This is a genomic window from Alcaligenes sp. 1735tsa3 (assembly GCF_024134565.1).
GTDB lineage: Bacteria > Pseudomonadota > Gammaproteobacteria > Burkholderiales > Burkholderiaceae_B > Alcaligenes > Alcaligenes phenolicus.
The window spans coordinates 4149532-4165605 of record NZ_CP099862.1 but is presented as its reverse complement, the minus strand read 5'-3'; the positions used below and the strand labels follow the sequence as shown (position 1 = coordinate 4165605).

The window sequence follows — 16074 nt, the reverse complement described above, 5'->3', positions numbered from 1 at the left end:
GGAGACGTCATGAAAGCCAGCGAACTCCGTACTAAAGATGCCGCCGAGCTCCAAAAAGAGCTCGAGAGCCTGTTGAAAGCACAATTTAACCTGCGCATGCAGCGTGCTACTCAACAGCTTTCCAACACCAGCCAATTGGGCAAAGTACGTCGCGACATCGCTCGCGTCCGTACCGTCATGGCTGAGACCGCAGGAAAGTAAGATGAGCGAAACTCAAACTACCGCAAAACGTCAACGTACCCTGATCGGTCAAGTTGTCAGCAACAAGATGGACAAAACTGTCGTCGTTCTGGTTGAACGCCGCGTTAAACATCCCTTGTATGGCAAGATCATCGTCCGCTCCAATAAATACAAAGCGCACGACGAGACCAACCAGTACAACGAAGGCGATACCGTTGAGATTACCGAAGGCCGTCCTATCAGCCGCAGCAAGTCCTGGACTGTTGTGCGTCTGATCGAAGCAGCCCGCGTGATCTAAACGCTTGCTCAGATGCCCAGGCTTCGGCTTGGCTCTGGTAGGTCAAAAACCCCGATCTGTTTACAGATTGGGGTTTTTTTATGCTTGTCCACTTTGCTGTTGCTCATAGACAGGAGCAATGTTCGTATTTCGTCTTGTTGCCCGTCATGCCGCTTGAACCGGCAGCTGAACTGAATGATCAAGCTTGGGGCTTAGCGGCTTGTATGCGTAAGCCGGAAGCCTTCACAAAAAAGCGGGAACAGCTTGTTCTATTCTGTGCGGTGGCAACTATGGGGCGAGGGCTATATCGTGCCAGCTACCCTGCATACGTACTCGGGGTAGGACGACAATCTGGGGGTCAGAGTTGTAGCAGCTTGCTGACTTATGGACGCGCGTCTTGCTTGCGCCATTGCGCCGGGCTGAGACCCACACTGCGTCTGAACGCGGCGCTGAATGCGGCCGCAGAGCTATAACCGATACGCTCGGCAATCTGCTCCATGGTCAGACCTTGCTCCAGCTGACGCTTGGCCAGCTGCATACGTAGTTGCAACAGTACTTGGGCTGGAGCCATCCCGCACAGCAAGGTAAAGCGGCGGTGAAAGGCGGCACGAGACATATTCAGATAGGCGGCCATATCGTCCACCGACCAGGCTTTGGCAGGTTTACGCAGCAACTGCTCGATCAGGCTACCAAAGGCAGAGTCGCTGGCCAGATGAATCAAGCCGGCGGGCAGGGCACCTTCGGCAGGTGTCTGTCCGATTTGCTGGCGCAAGGTATAGAACAACAACAGCTCCACCAGCTTTTCCAGCAGGCTGGAGTTGGCTTGCGGCTGGCGTCGCATTTCGGCCTGGATCAAGTCCAGCAAAGGGCGTCCTGAATCTGCATCTGTCTGAGAACCATCAATTAACAAAACATCAGGCACGGTTGCCAGCAGCAATTCGCTCAAACCACGGCCCAGATCCAGAAAACCACAGAGCAAGCCCGTACTGTGTGGCACTTGTGGCTCCAGGCTCTGCATGGTTTGTCGCCGCATGGCCGCATTCCAGTCTGGCGGCGTGGGCGAGGAGCTTAAGCGATGGGGCACATCCCGCAAGAAAAACACTGCGTCACCCGCCTGCAAGGCCAAGGCTTCCTGATGCTGAATATGCAGCCAGCACGGCCCATGCAAGACCACATGAAAGCCTGCGCGTTGGTGCCCGTGCAGGCTGCTTTCCCATTGATTGCAGTATTGCCCCAAGTGAAACAGGCTGGCAGAGATCTCCAGCCCGGACAAGAGCAGTTCCTCCACAGGGTGTCCTGTGTCTTTGGAGTCGACAGCGCAATGGCTGTCAGGAAAGGCAGAGTCGCTCATGCAGAAAATATGCTTATTTCTTTTCGTGGATATTTTTAATATGAATACCGCTATGTTCGCACATGGAGATAAGGCGCCAGTCAATCGACAATGAAACCTTCTCGGATTAACTAAGGAATTGTCGCCATCATGACTCGCTTAACTTTGCATACTGTGGACTCCGCACCAGAGGCGGTCAAACCAGCCCTTGAGAAAGCTGTGCGTGGTAGCGGCTTTTTGTCCAATTTGCTGGCTATTTTGGCTAATGCTCCCGTTGCCCTGCAAGCCTATCAGGATATGTCTGCCTTGAACGCCACCGCCAGCCTGTCGCTGATCGAGCGTGAGGTCGTGCAACTGGTTGCCGGTACCACTCACGGTTGCCGCTTCTGCGTGGCCGGTCACACCGCCATTGCGACCAATAAAGCCAAGCTGGACCCGGAAATTCTGGCCGCTTTGCGTGCGCGTGGCTTTGACCAGATCAACGACGAGCGCCTGCAGGCTCTGGCTCTGTTCAGTCGCGCCGTGATTGATACCCGTGGTCAGATGTCGGATCAGGCTTTGGCCGATTTCCGCGCTGCCGGTTACGGCGACCAGCAGGCTCTGGAAGTGATTACCGGTATTGGCTTGGCGACGATCTGCAACTTTGCCAATAATCTGGCTCGTACGCCGCTCAATAGCCAGCTGGAGGCCTACGCATGGGAAACGCCTTAAAGCGCGCTGAGCAGCCTGTGCTGGCCTCAGAGCGCCCTGTTTTGTCGCCTGGCTTGGCCCAGTGGCTGGAAGAGCATGCCCTGTCGCTGGATAGCGATGCATCTCAGGCGCAGGCCTTGTTGCCTCGCCTGGCGCAAGACGGTTTGTTGAGCCTGGGCCTGAAAGCGGATTTTTCCGACTTCGGTGATGCCGTTCAATCCATCGTGGAAGTGGCCGAGCATTCGCTGACGGCAGGTTTTGTCCTGTGGAGCCAGCGTACCTTTATTGAATACCTGCGTGACGTTCAGGACCCCGCCATGCGCGAGCGCTATTTGCCCGGTTTGCTGGATGGCAGTGTTGCGGGTGCGACGGGTCTGTCCAATGCCATCAAGTTTTTGGGTGGTATTGAAGAGCTGCAAGTGCGTGCTCAGCCTGAACAAGGACATTGGCAGTTTGAGGGCCGCTTGCCCTGGATTACCAATCTGCGTCCCGGCAACTGCCTGGTTGCCATTGTGGCCGCCATGCCTGAAGAGCAAGCCGGTATTTGGGTGGCAGAACTGGGCGATCCAGGCTTGGAGCGTTCCGCAGATCTGGATCTGGTCGGACTGCGTGGCAGCAATACCGCCGCTTTGAAGTTCAATGCTGTGCGTCTGGGACAAGAGCGTTTGCTGCATCCCGATGCAGGCCACTTTGTGCGCTCGGTACGCCCCCGTTTCATGGCGCTGCAATGCGGGATGACCATGGGCTTGGCACGTCGTTCCTTGAAGCAAGTGCTGGATGCGCCACGCTGCCAATGGGTACAGGAGCAGCCCGCCCGCCGCCTGCTGGATCGTGTGCAGGAATTGTCGGATGTGCTGGTTGATGCCGTACGTAAGCCCGGCTCGGCCACGCCGCCTGATTTGTTCAAAGTCCGTATCGAGCTAAGTAGTTTGGCGTCGCAGGCTGTGGCCCTGGAAAGCTCCGCGATCGGCGGGGCGACCTATATGCAGGGCAAGCATCCGCAACTGCTGCGCCGTTATCGCGAAGCCATGCTGGTGCCTTTGATTTCACCCACGGTGGCGCAACTGAAAGCCGAACTTGGGCAGGATGCAGTATGAGTTCCGGCGCCCCCTCGCCTACCGATTCTGAAGGGGCCGGGCTCTTGTCCGCACGGGGGATCAGTCTGGCCTACGGTGGCCAGACGATCTTGCAGAACCTGGATTTGAACGTGCGCGCGGGAGAGATCGTGGCGCTGCTGGGCCCCAGCGGAGTGGGTAAATCCTCTTTGTTGCGGGTTCTGGCCGGTTTGCAAGCGCCCACTCAGGGCGAGGTGTCCTTTCTGGGGCAGCCCGTGCGTGGGGTTCACCCCGCTTTGGCCATGGCGTTTCAAGAAGCCATTCTCTTGCCGTGGCTGAATGTGCAGGCCAATACTGGTTTTGGTCTGGGTTTTGCGCGCCAGCCTTCTGTATCCGCCGCCGAGCGCCGCCTGCGGGTTGAACAGGCGCTGCGTCAGGTTGGTTTGTATGAAAGCCGTCATCAGCGTCCTGGTGCCTTGTCGGGCGGTATGGCACAGCGTGTTGCCATTGCGCGTTGTCTGGCTCGACGCCCACAAGTCTTGTTGATGGACGAACCTTTTGGCGCCCTGGATGAAGTAACTCGTCGCCAGATGCAGGAGCTGATTCTGTCGATACGCGACCAGACTGGCTGCGCCATTGTGCTGGTCACTCACGATATTGATGAGGCCCTTTTGCTGGCTGACCGAGTTCTGCTGTTAGGTGGCCGTCCTGCCGGTTTGCAGCGTGAATGGAGCTGCCCGGCACACCCCCGATCTCATCTGGATAACTGGCTTCAGGCCATACGCCTGGAAATTGTGGCCAGCCTGGAGCAAAGCCTCTCCCAGGCGGATCACGCTTCTGTTTTGTAAGGTGCATTTCATGATTGAATCTCCTACTTCCCGTACCCGTCGCGACTTGCTGAAACTGGCGTCTTTGCTGACCGTTGCGGGTGCTGCGCCCTTGCTGGCCCAAGGGACTGCCCGTGCACAAAGTGAGTCAAATGCGCCTTTGCGTATCGGCTATTTGCCGATTACCGATGCCACCGCCATGTTGGTGGCGCATCACAATGGATATTTTGAAGAAGCGGGTATTGCGGTTGAAAAGCCCGTGATGGTGCGCAGTTGGGCTCAGTTGATCGAGGCTTTCATCTCCGGTCAGGTCAATCTGGTGCACTTGCTCTCGCCCATGACGGTGTGGGCGCGCTACGGCAGCAACGTCCCTGCAAAAGTGGTGGCATGGAATCACATGAGTGGCTCTGCTATCACGGTGGCGCAGAACATCAGCTCGGCCGAGCAATTGGGCGGGCAGACGGTGGCGATTCCTTTCTGGTATTCGATTCACAACGTGGTGCTGCAGCATGTGCTCAAAGCACATGGCCTGACGCCTGTCGTGAAAAACGCCGGTGCGCTGGCACCCAATGAGGTCAATCTGGTGGTGATGGCCCCTGCGGATATGCCTCCGGCCTTGGCCTCGGGACGGATCGCTGGTTTTACGGTGGCCGAACCTTTCAATGCTTTGGCAGAAACTCAAGGCATGGGCCGCATCCTGCGCTTTACTGGCGACGTCTGGCGTGATCACGCCTGTTGCGTGGCCTTCATGCACGAGCAGGATTTGCAGACTCGCCCCCAATGGTCGCAAGCCGTGGTGGATGGTCTGGTCAAGGCACAGATCTGGATACGCAGTCACCGCGCCGAGGCGGCCCAGATTCTGTCGCGTGAAGGCGGGAACCGCTATACCCCGCACACTCAGGAAAACCTGTTGAAAGTGCTGTCCCCGGACCCGGCGGATCGTGCGCAATACGTGAAGTCTGGCGTGATTCGTCATCCGGACTGGGACGACCAGCGTATCGATTTTCAACCTTATCCTTTCCCCAGCTACACCGAGTCCTTGGTGCAAATGCTGCAAGGGACCTTGATTCAGGGCGAGCGTGGTTTCCTGGAAGGGCTGTCTCCTGAACACGTAGCCAGCGATCTGGTGGATGACCGCTTTGTCCGTGCCGCGTTGGAAAAGCAGGGGGGCCTGGCGCAGTTTGGCTTGTCCGAGCAATACACCCGCAACGAGAGCATTGTTGTATGAGTTTGAGTGCGTCTGCTTCTTCTCCGTCATTGGCGCAGTCTGATCCGCGATCGGCTGCGTCTTTGCGACGCCCCAAAATGAATGCCTGGATTGCCAGCACCCTGTGGGGCTTGGGCGGTTTATTGGCGGGAGTCGTGCTGTGGTACTTGGCCACAGCCTGGTCCAGCAGCCCTTTGATGCAGCAATTCGGACCAGCAGCTGCCTTTCATAGCTTGCTGGAGATACTGGGCTGGTCCGAGACCTGGATGCACGTAGGTGCCAGCTTGCAACGTATTTTTGTAGGGCTGGCGATCTCATTGGGTGTCGGCGTGCCCGCCGGTTTGCTGCTGGGCTTGTCAGCGCGAGCTCACGCCGCATTGACTCCCTTGTTCCAGTTCCTGCGCATGATCTCGCCCCTGTCCTGGATGCCTATTGCCGTCATGGCCTTTGGCATTGGGGATGCACCGATTTATTTTCTGTTGGGTGTGGCCGGTGTCTGGCCTGTCTTGCTGAATACAGCCTCGGGCGTACGGCATCTGAATCCGCGCTGGCTGATGCTGGGTCGCAGTCTGGCGGCCACCAAGCTGGAAACGCTGTTGTACTTGATTCTGCCTGGCATTGTAGGCTCAGTCTTGACAGGTAGCCGACTGGCAATCGGCGTCTTGTGGATTGTGTTGGTACCTTGCGAAATGCTGGGTGTGTCAGCCGGTTTGGGTTATCTGATTCTGGATACGCGTGATCGCATGGCGTATTCCGAGTTGATGGCCGTAATTGTCCTGATTGGTCTGATTGGCTATTTGCTGGATAGTGCGTTGCGAGCCATGTTTGCGGCTTTTGGACAGCGCTAAATACTCAGCCCTTGGGCCGACAGGCGAAGAGCTTTGACTGTTTTGTATTTCCAGGAAAGACAAGTGACAGAGCATGCTCAGGCTATCTGCCGCTGCCAGTTTTGTTCTTGTAGGCGCTGGCAGTTTTACCTGGTGCTTAGTGGTTTTTCAGAAGCTGCAGAAAGATAAAAAAGGCCCTCAACATTGAGATGTTGAGGGCCTTTTTGGATTCAGTTTGAAGCGGTATTCAAGGATGCTAATCCCGCACTGACTGGAGCCTGAGTGGTTATGTACGTATAGAAAAGTGATCTTGAGACGAGACTCTAGCTAGGCCTTGATCACTGCCTTCATGCAGCGACCAGGGTATTGTCCGCATCCTGCGTAATTGCTGTACGTGGACTGAGCTGGTCGATTAGCTCGCCATACCAGGACAAGGTACTGCCCAAGGTAGCTACCTGACCGATCACCAGAATGCAGGGGCTGGCAAACTGATGCTGCTGCGCATCCTGGGCAATATTTTCCAGTGTGGATAGCAAGGTGCGCTGTTCGGGGCGCGAGCCATTTTCAATCAAGGCGCAGGGCGTGGTGGCACTGCGGCCACGCTGCACCAGTTCATGGCTAAAGCCCAGGATTTGCTGCAAACCCATGTACACAGCTACCGTCTGGCTGGTGTCCAGTAGCGGGTTCCAGTCCTCAATACCATGACCGCTTTTGCGGTGAGCCGTCACAAACTGCACGGACTGCGCGTGGTCACGATGGGTCAGAGGAATACCGCTATAAGCCGCACATGCGATGGCAGCCGTGATGCCGGGTACCACTTCAAATGCGATGCCATGCTCGGCCAGATATTCCAGTTCTTCACCGCCACGGCCAAAAATAAAGCCATCGCCGCCTTTCAGGCGCACCACGGTTTGACCTGCTCTGGCGTGTTCAATCATCAATTGATGAATGCGGTTTTGGGTCTGGTGATGATCTTCGCCCAATTGCTTGCCTACAAAAATACGGTGGGCATCGCGACGAGCCAGCTCCATCACCTGATCGGATACAAGACGATCGTACAGAATCACATCAGCACGATTCAGTGCACGCAGGGCATGCAGGGTCAGCAGACCTGGATCGCCTGGACCGGCGCCCACCAGAATCACGCGGCCTTGTGTGGCGCGGGGTGACTCAGGCTGTTGCAGCGCGCTCTCCAGGCTCAAGCGGGCTTGCTCGGCTTGCTGACTGCGCAGGGCGGCACCTACCGGGCCATCCAGCAGCCAGTCGTAGAAACGGCGGCGCGCACCCAGCTCGGGGCGGGCGCGCCGAATGGCGCTGCGGTATTCCTGCGCCAGACGGCTGATCGCACCCAGGCTGTGGTCCAACATGGTTTCCAATTGCTCCCGTACTCGCCGTGCCAACATGGGGGCCGACCCTGCAGAGGAAATGGCAATAATCAGCGGTGAACGATCCACAATGGCAGGCACCTGAAAACTGGACAATTCGGGGTCGTCCACCACATTGACCAGAATGCGGGCTTCTTGTGCGTCCTGGGCAATGACCTGGTTCACGTCACGCTTGTCAGTGGCGGCAATAATCAGCCAGGCCCCTTGCAGATGCTGGGCCTGATAGCGCTCCCGAATCAGGGTAATACGCCCTTGATTCGCCAGCTCTTCCAGACTGTCCACCACATAGGGGGCGACCAGCGTGACCTGGGCACCGGCGGCCAGGACCAGACGCACTTTGCGCTCGGCGATTTCTCCACCGCCGATCACCAATACCGCGCGCTGCTTCAAGTTGGCGAATAAAGGAAAGAGGTTCATGTCAGGCTGGCTGTAAAACTAAAGGAATCAAGCGGCTTGTAGGCTCGGCAACCACGCCAGCGCGAACTAGAAAATCGCCAAAGTGCTCGCCTTCCAGACGCTCGGCAGCGAAGCGGCCAAACAGCTCATCCAGAATGCTCAGAATTTCAGGTTCGGCAATATTTTGACGATAGATTACGTTCAGGCGCTCGCCGCTGAAGTTCGCACCCAGACGCAAGTCATAGCGACCCAGAGCACGGCCAACCAGGGCAATTTCACCCAGGTAAGGACGGGCGCAGCCGTTGGGGCAGCCGGAGATACGCAGCACAATGCGCTCGTCGCGCAGCTGGTACTTGTCCAGCAAGGCTTCCAGCTTGGGCAGCAGGATGGGGGCGTAGCGTTCGCTCTCGGCCATGGCCAAACCGCAAGTGGGCAGAGAGACACAGGCAATCGTGCTGCTGCGTATGCCGCTTTGTGTCTGGTACACATCCAGTTTGTGATCAGCAACCAGCTTGTCGATCTTGGCCTTATCTTCTTCAGGCACATCGGCAATGATCAGGTTCTGGTTGCAGGTCAGGCGGAACTGCCCTTGGTGGATCTTCGCGATCTCACGCATACCCGTCAGCCAGGGGCCGACTTCGGTATCCATGATGCGGCCCGAATCGATACGCAGACTCAGGTGCCAGCGGCCATTGCTGCCTTGGGTCCAGCCGAAGCGGTCGCCATTGTGGTCAAAATGGTAGGGGCGTGACGGCTCCAGCGTTTGACCACTGCGGTTTTGCACTTCTTCCAGGAACCAGTCGGCGCCCAGCTTATCCACGGTGTATTTCAGACGGGCATGACGGCGCTCGTCACGGTTGCCATGGTCACGTTGTGTGGTGATGACGGCTTCGCAAACGGCCAGCAATTGCTCAGGGCGTACAAAACCGATCACGCTGCCCAGCCGTGGATAGGTGGTGTCGTCGCCATGTGTGGCACCCATGCCACCACCAATGGCGACGTTAAAGCCCAGCAACTGATTGTTTTCAATAATCGCGATCAGGCCGATGTCCTGCGCAAATACGTCCACATCATTCAAGGGAGGCACGGCAATGCCGATCTTGAATTTGCGGGGCAGGTAAGTCTTGCCGTAAATCGGTTCAAAGTCTTCGCCGTCAATGGCGTCTTCGACTTTTTTGCCGTCCAGCCAGATCTCGGCATAGGCGCGGGTTTTGGGCAGGAAGGTTTCGGAAATCTTGTCAGCCCACTCTTGAACCAGACCATGCTGCTCGGACAGCAAGGGATTGGTGGCGCTGACCACCTGACGGTTCACGTCACCACAAGTAGCCAATGTCGTGGACATGGCCTTGTTGATGGCTTGTAGTGTGGGTTTTAAAAAGGGCTTGCGTACGCCATGCCATTGAAAGGTCTGGCGGGTGGTGATGCGCAGGCCAAACTGGGCCCAGTCACAGGCGATCTGGTCAAAGGCCAGCCACTGGGCGGGCGTAACCACGCCACCGGGCAGGCGAGCGCGAATCATGAAGCTGAACGCTGGTTCCAGCTTTTGCTTGCGACGCTCTTCACGCTGGTCGCGGTCGTCTTGCTGATAGCTGCCGTGAAATTTCAGCAGCTTGTTGTCGTCTTCGCTGATGGCGCCCGTGATTGGGTCTGCCAGACCCTCGGTAATGCCACCGCGCAGATAGCGGCTATCAATTTTTACTTGCTCGATAGCGGCGATTTTCTTTTCTGTCATGTCCTTGCTTCTCAGTAAACGTCGCGGGCGTAACGGCCCTGCGCCGAGAGTTCTTCCAACCAGCTGCGAGCCTGGTCTGCGTCCAATCCACCTTCCTGGCGGGCAATTTCCTGCAGGGTCTGGTGTACATCCTTGGCCATCTGGTTGGCATCACCGCACACATAAATGTGGGCGCCGCCCTGAATCCAGGCATAGACCTCGGCTGCTTTTTCCAGCAAGCGGTGCTGGACGTAAACCTTGTTTTCCTGATCGCGCGAGAAGGCCAGATCCAGGTGTTGCAACTGGCCGTCCTGCAAGGCGCGTTGCCATTCGGTCTGGTAGAGGAAATCGGAGTGAAAGTGCGGGTTGCCAAAGAACAGCCAGTTGCGACCTTCGCCACCCTGAACGCTGCGCTCCTGCACAAAGGCGCGGAAAGGAGCTACACCGGTGCCAGGACCAATCATGATTACGTCACGGCTGGTATCTTCAGGCAGGCGGAAGCGTGTATTGGGGTCGATAAAGACAGGCACGGTATCGCCTTCGTTCAGCCGGGCCAGATAGTCGGAGGCCACGCCCCAACGATCCTGCTCGTTGAATTGGTAATGCACATTGGCCACGGTCAGATGTACTTCTTCGTCCACCTCGGACTGGCTGGAGGCGATGGAGTACATGCGGGGTGCCAGAGGGCGCAAGGCTTGCACCAGCTCGGCAGCGCTCCAGGTGGCCGGGAAGCGCTCCAGTACGTCCAGCACTTGATGGGTTTTCAGCAGCTCTTGCAAAGTGCTCAAACCTTCTGGGCCTACGGCTGTCTGTAGCACGGCATCGCTATTGCGCTTGGCCAGTTCCACCAGGAAAGGTTTGGTCAGTTGTGTCAGCTCGCGGTAATGGCTAAGCCACTCTTGCAGCGTGTGTGACTTGTCCTGAATGGTGACGGTCTCTTGAGGGTCCAGCTTCAACGTCTGGATAACTGCTTCGACCAGCTTGGCGTTTTGTGTAGGCCAGACACCCAATGCATCACCGGGTTGGTACTTCAGGCCACTGCCTTCCAGCGACAACTCGTAGTGATAGATGTTGCGGGTGCTGTCGCGGCCCGTAATGCTTTGGCTTTGCAGCACGGTGGCCTGGAATGGATTGTCGCGGGTGAAGCTGCTGCGGGTCTGGGTTTCCAGCACCGTAACGTTGCTGGATTGGGCGGCAGGAACGGCCGCAGCGGCGTGGGCCTTGTGATCCGTTTCCAGAAAACCAAAGGCTTTGTCCTGCCAGGGGGCGGCGACCGTATCAATATCCAGATCAGCCAGCCCTGCGTCCAGAATGCGTTCCGCACCCAGCGCCAGCAGACGTTGATCAATCTTTTCCGCGATCCCACAGAACAGGGGATAGCTGGAATCACCCAGACCCAGCACACCGAATTTCAGCTCGGGCAGCTTGGGAGCACGGGCGCCGGATAGGAACTCGAAGAATGCGATGGAATCGTCTGGCGGGTCGCCTTCACCCTGGGTGCTGATAATGACGTACAGCAGACGCTCTTCTTTCAGCTCGCGCGTGGGGTAACGATCGGCGCGCAGCAGGCGCACGGGGATGCCGGCGGCTTCGCAGCGTTGGGCAAAGGCTTCGGCGACGCGTTGGGCATTGCCTGTCTGGCTGCCAAACACAATAGTGGCAGGTCGTTGGGCGGGCGCAGCGGCGGCGGGCACCAACGACAGTTCAGGGGAAACAGGCGCTTGAGCGGGAAGGCCGGTGTGGCGCACTTGCGCGACACCCGCGAGATAGCCGGACAGCCAGTTCAGGGACAGCGGATCGAGCTCGTCGGTAATTTGAGCAATCGCCGTGCGATTGGACTCCGAGAGGCGGGACAGGGCGTGCATTCTGACACTCGCTTATATAAATAGTTTGTCCCATTCTAAAGAGCGGTATCAGGGCTACGAACGATCCGATTCTTATTTGTTTATGAATACTCCGGTTAATGAAAAAGGGGCATAAGCCCCTTTCATCTTGGTCTAAGCGCGTGCGAAATACGTGTTATGGACGCAGTTCCCGACGCAGGATTTTGCCCACATTGGTGCGGGGCAGATCGTCGCGGAATTCGACAATACGCGGGGCCTTGTAGCCGGTCAGCTCCTTGCGGCAAAAGGCAATCACGTCTTTTTCCGTCAGCTCGGGATTACGGCTGATGACATAGAGCTTGACGATTTCGCCTGCTTTTTCATCCGGTACACCGACGGCGGCGGCCTCGACAATATCCGGGTGCTGGGCGGCGACCGCTTCCACCTCATTGGGGTAGACGTTAAAGCCCGAGACCAGAATCATGTCTTTTTTGCGATCCAGCAGGAAGACATAACCTTGCTCGTCCATATAGCCAATATCGCCCGTGCGTAAAAAGCCGTCGCGATCAAAGACCTTGGCGGTTTCATCGGGACGTTGCCAGTAGCCGGGAGTAACTTGCGGCCCACGAATGCATAGCTCGCCCGTTTCGCCCAACGGCAGGTCGTTCTGGTTTTCGTCGCGTATGCGTATGTCGGTAGAAGGAACGGGCAGCCCGATTGAGCCAGTGAACTCTTTTTTATCCAGCGGATTGATCGTGGCTGCTGGTGAAGTTTCAGTCAGTCCATAAGCCTGGGCCAGGGGTTTGCCGGTCGCTTCCAGCCAGCGCTTGGCGACCACTTCCTGCACTGCCATACCGCCACCCAATGTAAAGCGCAGCGAGGAGAAATCCAGCTTGCGGAACTCGGCATTGTTCAGCATGGCATTAAAGAGTGTGTTCACCCCCGTAATGGCAGTAAAACGCAGCTTGGACATGTCCTTGATCATGGAGGGAATGTCGCGTGCGTTAATGATCAACAGGTTCTCCGCACCCAGACGCAGAAACACCAGCAGGTTCGCGGTGAAAGCGAAGATATGGTAGAGCGGCAGGGCAGTAACAACGCAGTCGATCTGGCCTTCTTTCAAATAGGGGCGAATCCAGGACAGGGCCTGGCTCAGGTTTGAAACCAGATTGCCGTGGGTCAGGATGGCCCCTTTTGCAACGCCCGTCGTGCCCCCGGTGTATTGCAGGCAGGCAATATCATCGTGGGTCAGCTTGACCGGGGCCGGTGCCCGGCCTCGGCCCTGTGTCAGTACGGCTTTGAAAGAGACGGAGCCAGGCAAGGACCAGGCAGGCACACCTTTTTTAATGTGGCGCACCACTTGATTGACCAGCCAGCCCTTGAAGCCGCCCAGACAATCCCCCACGCTGGTCACAATGACTCGCTTGATGGGTGTTTCGTGCAGGATTTCCTGCAGCACGTGGGCAAAGTTCTCCGCAATGATGATGGTTTCTGCGCCGCTGTCTTGCAGCTGGTGGCGCAGTTCACGGGCCGTATACAGCGGGTTGGTATTGATAATGGTGGCCCCGCTGCGCAACACCCCATACAGACTGATGGGGTACTGCAGCATATTGGGCATCATCAGGGCGACACGGTCGCCTTTTTTCACGCCTTGGCTTTGCAGCCAGCTGGCCAGGGCCAAGGCATTGGTCGACAGTTCGCGGTAGCTCATGCGTTTGCCCATGCTGATATAGGCAGTGCGCTGCGCGAACTCGGTACAACTTTGTTCAAATACATCCAGCAAGGAAGAGTACTGCTGGGCCTGATCTTCGATAGTGGCAGGAATACCGGCGGGGTAGTTCTGCAGCCAGACTTTATCCATGAAGCGCTCCGAGGCGTGTAGGTTCAAGACAATCCCAGCAGGGCCTTTTTGAGCGATTCTTGGGCAGGCTTCTTGCCTAGCCAGATTTTCAACAAAGCAGGGGTCAGATCAGGGTGAGAGAGCTCGCCCAGCGTCTTGTCGTTGAACAGGATCTTGACCTGAGGGGTGTGCATGTCCAGCACCACAACGTCGCCTTCCTTGGCTTCACCCACCTGGCGCATCAAGTCTTCAAATTGCTTGATGACCGGGTCCAGTTCTTGTTTTTCAGGATCAGTCAGGTTGCTGTGAATGCCGTCTTTCAGGGCATCGATCAGGGTTTGGGCATCCAGGTCGCGTTTGAGGACCAGCCGGATCTGATGCGGTCCGGGGGATTGAATAATGGCCTCGGCATCCTGGGAAGGCGAAGCGGTATACAGGGCGGCGACGTACACATCAAAAACAACTTTCTTGCGCAGGCCTGCCCCATTCAGTTTCAGGCTTTGCTGCTCGACGGTGACCGTGTCTGGCACGGTGACATTCGCAACAGTCGCGGCCTGGGCGGCGGGTAGCCCCAGGGACAGACTTAAAATCAGGGCGGCACAGCGGGGGGTAAACATGAAGCGGTCCTCCGGCAAATTAGCGTGATTGTGATTTCTGCTTGTAGAAGTGGGCGTCGGCGATATAGATGGTGCGTTCCACCGTGGTGTAGATCTGGCCTTCGGGGTCCTGGATCTGCACGGTAAATGTGGCTTCAGCCTCGTGGTATTGGTCTAGCTGTCCTCGTATTGCGTCCAGTTCATCTGGATTGATCTGAAAATTGGCGTACAGAGTTTGGTAGCCGGGGCGGCGATACTGAATCTCTGCATTCTTGTCCCAGACAATCACATGGCGTTGCAGCCCAGCCAGAAGCATGGTGGCGTGCACGCCGTCTGTAATGGCAAACAGGGAGCCGCCAAATAAAGAGCCATTGATGTTGCGAGTGCGACGACGCAATGGCAGGCGTACGACGATGTGTTGCAAGTTCGCTGAAACTTTGTGGACCCGCCCGCCGGTTGCCCGGAAGGCGGGGTGCCAGTTAAAGCCCAGCTGCAAAAAGCGCGCACGCCATGTGGGGGGTAGGCGTGCGAGCAGCTCCATGCGGCGACTGCGGGCCATAGTGCATCCTTAGAAGCGATAGCTGAACTGCACGCCCAGGATGTCGCCACTGTTTTTGTAGGTACCGCGTGTCAAACCACGACCTTTCAGATCCGTGTTGTTGTTCATGTCGGTATTTTTCAGGAACAAGTGGGTGTAGCCGATATCCCAGGTGGCGTTCTTGCTGGCACGATACTGAGCACCCAGGGACACCCAGTAACGATCGCTGTCAGGCAGAGCGGTTGGGCGGTAGTTCTTGTCGCGAACGGGGGATTGGTCCCAAGCAATACCACCCTTGAAGGTCCACTGCTCGTTGTAGTGGTAGTTCGCACCCAGGGCGACGCGCCATGCGTCCTTGAACTTCAGTTCCAGACCGGAATCCTTGGCACCGGGGCCGCTGTTTTCAATGGTCAGACGCGGGATGCTGCTCCAGCCTGTCCAGGACACATCGGCCAGCAATTGCCAGCGCGAGTTCAGGTCGTGCACCAAGCTGACAATGGCGGTGTCAGGCAGCTTGATGGTGGCTTCTGCGTCCCAATTGATGTTGGGGGCAGGAATGCCAGCCGGCACGTTGCGGTTGCGCAGTTTGGTGTCGCCATCAGCCGTGACCTTGATTTGCGAGCGATAGGAAACGCCCAAACGAGTGCTGGGGGTAATTTGGTACAGCAAACCGGCATTCCAGCCCCAGGCGTCGCCCTTCATCTTGACGCGGGTGTCCATGTCCAGTGGACCCAAAGCCGGGTGATAACCAACCGGGGTAGCCAGACGGTAGTCCGCATCAATGTGCAGCCAGTTCACACCCACACCGAAGGACAACTGATCGTTGACTTTGTAAGCCACCGACGGATTGACGTTGACGGTTTCAATGGCGAATTTCTCGGAGTGGTAGCGTCCAATCCAGCCTTCGTCGTATTCAGTTGTCAGACCAAAGGGCACACCAATACCCAAACCGATCCACCATTTCGGCGAGAGTTGATGGGACAGATAAATATTGGGTACAGGAGCGACTTTACCGGCATCGCCACCTGATCCACCCGTTGCAGGTCGGCTGGCCCCACCTGTCAATGCCAAGGGATCCGTACTGCCTTTATCCGAAAATTTGAAGGTGGGTTTAATGACGTTGATACCAGCCGAGAAGTTGGTCTCGGGCAGCAGAGTCATGCCAGCTGGGTTGAAGTAGATCGTGCTGGCATTTTCACCAATGGCGGCCGAGCCTGCGTAGGCATTGCCCAGGCCGCTCGCATTTTGTTCGAGCAAGTTAAAACCAGCCGCATGGGCTTGACCCATTCCCATGCTCATTCCCAGAGGAATCAGCAAGGCGGGGATGGTACGCAAAGCTACAACCGTCTTTTTCATGTCTCTTCTCCAAGGTATAGGTGCGACGTCTGACAG

The 16074-nt window shown here is 57.0% G+C and carries 15 protein-coding genes; 7 read left to right on the top strand and 8 right to left on the bottom strand.

Going from position 1 to position 16074, the window contains the following annotated elements; all coding sequences use genetic code 11:
• The first annotated feature begins 9 nt into the window (after positions 1–9).
• Positions 10–201, top strand: a complete 192-nt coding sequence (gene rpmC, locus NIZ92_RS19140; RefSeq protein ID WP_003803032.1) for a 50S ribosomal protein L29 — start codon at positions 10–12, stop codon at positions 199–201.
• A gap of 1 nt (position 202) precedes the next feature.
• Positions 203–478, top strand: a complete 276-nt coding sequence (rpsQ, locus tag NIZ92_RS19135; RefSeq protein WP_009462428.1) for a 30S ribosomal protein S17 — start codon at positions 203–205, stop codon at positions 476–478.
• 361 nt (positions 479–839) lie between these two features.
• Here the strand turns inward: rpsQ and NIZ92_RS19130 are convergent, their stop codons facing one another.
• Positions 840–1808, bottom strand: coding sequence for an AraC family transcriptional regulator (locus NIZ92_RS19130; RefSeq protein WP_254002462.1), 969 nt, complete (start codon positions 1806–1808; stop codon positions 840–842).
• Between the two features lie 129 nt (positions 1809–1937).
• On the opposite strand from NIZ92_RS19130, the gene NIZ92_RS19125 reads away from it, so the two are divergent.
• The 5 genes from NIZ92_RS19125 (at position 1938) to NIZ92_RS19105 (ending at position 6414) form a co-directional block, all read left to right on the top strand.
• Complete coding sequence (locus NIZ92_RS19125; protein WP_254002461.1) at positions 1938–2498, top strand: carboxymuconolactone decarboxylase family protein; 561 nt, start codon at positions 1938–1940, stop codon at positions 2496–2498.
• Positions 2483–3574, top strand: coding sequence for an acyl-CoA dehydrogenase family protein (locus NIZ92_RS19120; RefSeq protein WP_088451690.1), 1092 nt, complete (start codon positions 2483–2485; stop codon positions 3572–3574). Before NIZ92_RS19125 ends, NIZ92_RS19120 begins: the two co-directional genes overlap by 16 nt.
• Positions 3571–4380: an ABC transporter ATP-binding protein gene (locus tag NIZ92_RS19115; protein ID WP_254002460.1), complete on the top strand. Its 810-nt coding sequence runs from the start codon at positions 3571–3573 to the stop codon at positions 4378–4380. The genes NIZ92_RS19120 and NIZ92_RS19115 overlap by 4 nt, the downstream gene beginning before the upstream one ends.
• Before the next feature lie 10 nt (positions 4381–4390).
• Positions 4391–5587, top strand: coding sequence for an ABC transporter substrate-binding protein (locus tag NIZ92_RS19110; RefSeq protein ID WP_254002459.1), 1197 nt, complete (start codon positions 4391–4393; stop codon positions 5585–5587).
• A 77-nt stretch (positions 5588–5664) separates the two neighbouring features.
• Positions 5665–6414: an ABC transporter permease gene (locus tag NIZ92_RS19105; protein WP_254003233.1), complete on the top strand. Its 750-nt coding sequence runs from the start codon at positions 5665–5667 to the stop codon at positions 6412–6414.
• A gap of 326 nt (positions 6415–6740) precedes the next feature.
• On the opposite strand, the gene cysG is transcribed toward NIZ92_RS19105, so the two are convergent.
• The 7 genes from cysG to NIZ92_RS19070 form a co-directional block, all read right to left on the bottom strand.
• On the bottom strand, positions 6741–8195 hold the full coding sequence (gene cysG / locus NIZ92_RS19100; protein ID WP_115634624.1) for a siroheme synthase CysG: 1455 nt from the start codon (positions 8193–8195) through the stop codon (positions 6741–6743).
• A gap of 1 nt (position 8196) precedes the next feature.
• Positions 8197–9906: an assimilatory sulfite reductase (NADPH) hemoprotein subunit gene (gene cysI, locus NIZ92_RS19095; protein ID WP_035269572.1), complete on the bottom strand. Its 1710-nt coding sequence runs from the start codon at positions 9904–9906 to the stop codon at positions 8197–8199.
• Between the two features lie 11 nt (positions 9907–9917).
• Positions 9918–11750: an assimilatory sulfite reductase (NADPH) flavoprotein subunit gene (locus tag NIZ92_RS19090; RefSeq protein WP_035269574.1), complete on the bottom strand. Its 1833-nt coding sequence runs from the start codon at positions 11748–11750 to the stop codon at positions 9918–9920.
• 154 nt (positions 11751–11904) lie between these two features.
• A complete protein-coding gene (locus NIZ92_RS19085) occupies positions 11905–13569 on the bottom strand; it encodes an AMP-binding protein (RefSeq protein WP_254002458.1) in 1665 nt (554 codons plus the stop codon).
• A gap of 23 nt (positions 13570–13592) precedes the next feature.
• Positions 13593–14165 (bottom strand): chalcone isomerase family protein, encoded by a 573-nt coding sequence (locus NIZ92_RS19080; RefSeq protein WP_026484838.1) that lies wholly within the window; start codon positions 14163–14165, stop codon positions 13593–13595.
• Between the two features lie 19 nt (positions 14166–14184).
• Positions 14185–14703 (bottom strand): DUF4442 domain-containing protein, encoded by a 519-nt coding sequence (locus tag NIZ92_RS19075; protein ID WP_026484839.1) that lies wholly within the window; start codon positions 14701–14703, stop codon positions 14185–14187.
• 9 nt (positions 14704–14712) lie between these two features.
• Positions 14713–16038, bottom strand: coding sequence for an OmpP1/FadL family transporter (locus NIZ92_RS19070; RefSeq protein WP_254002457.1), 1326 nt, complete (start codon positions 16036–16038; stop codon positions 14713–14715).
• Positions 16039–16074 lie beyond the last annotated feature (36 nt).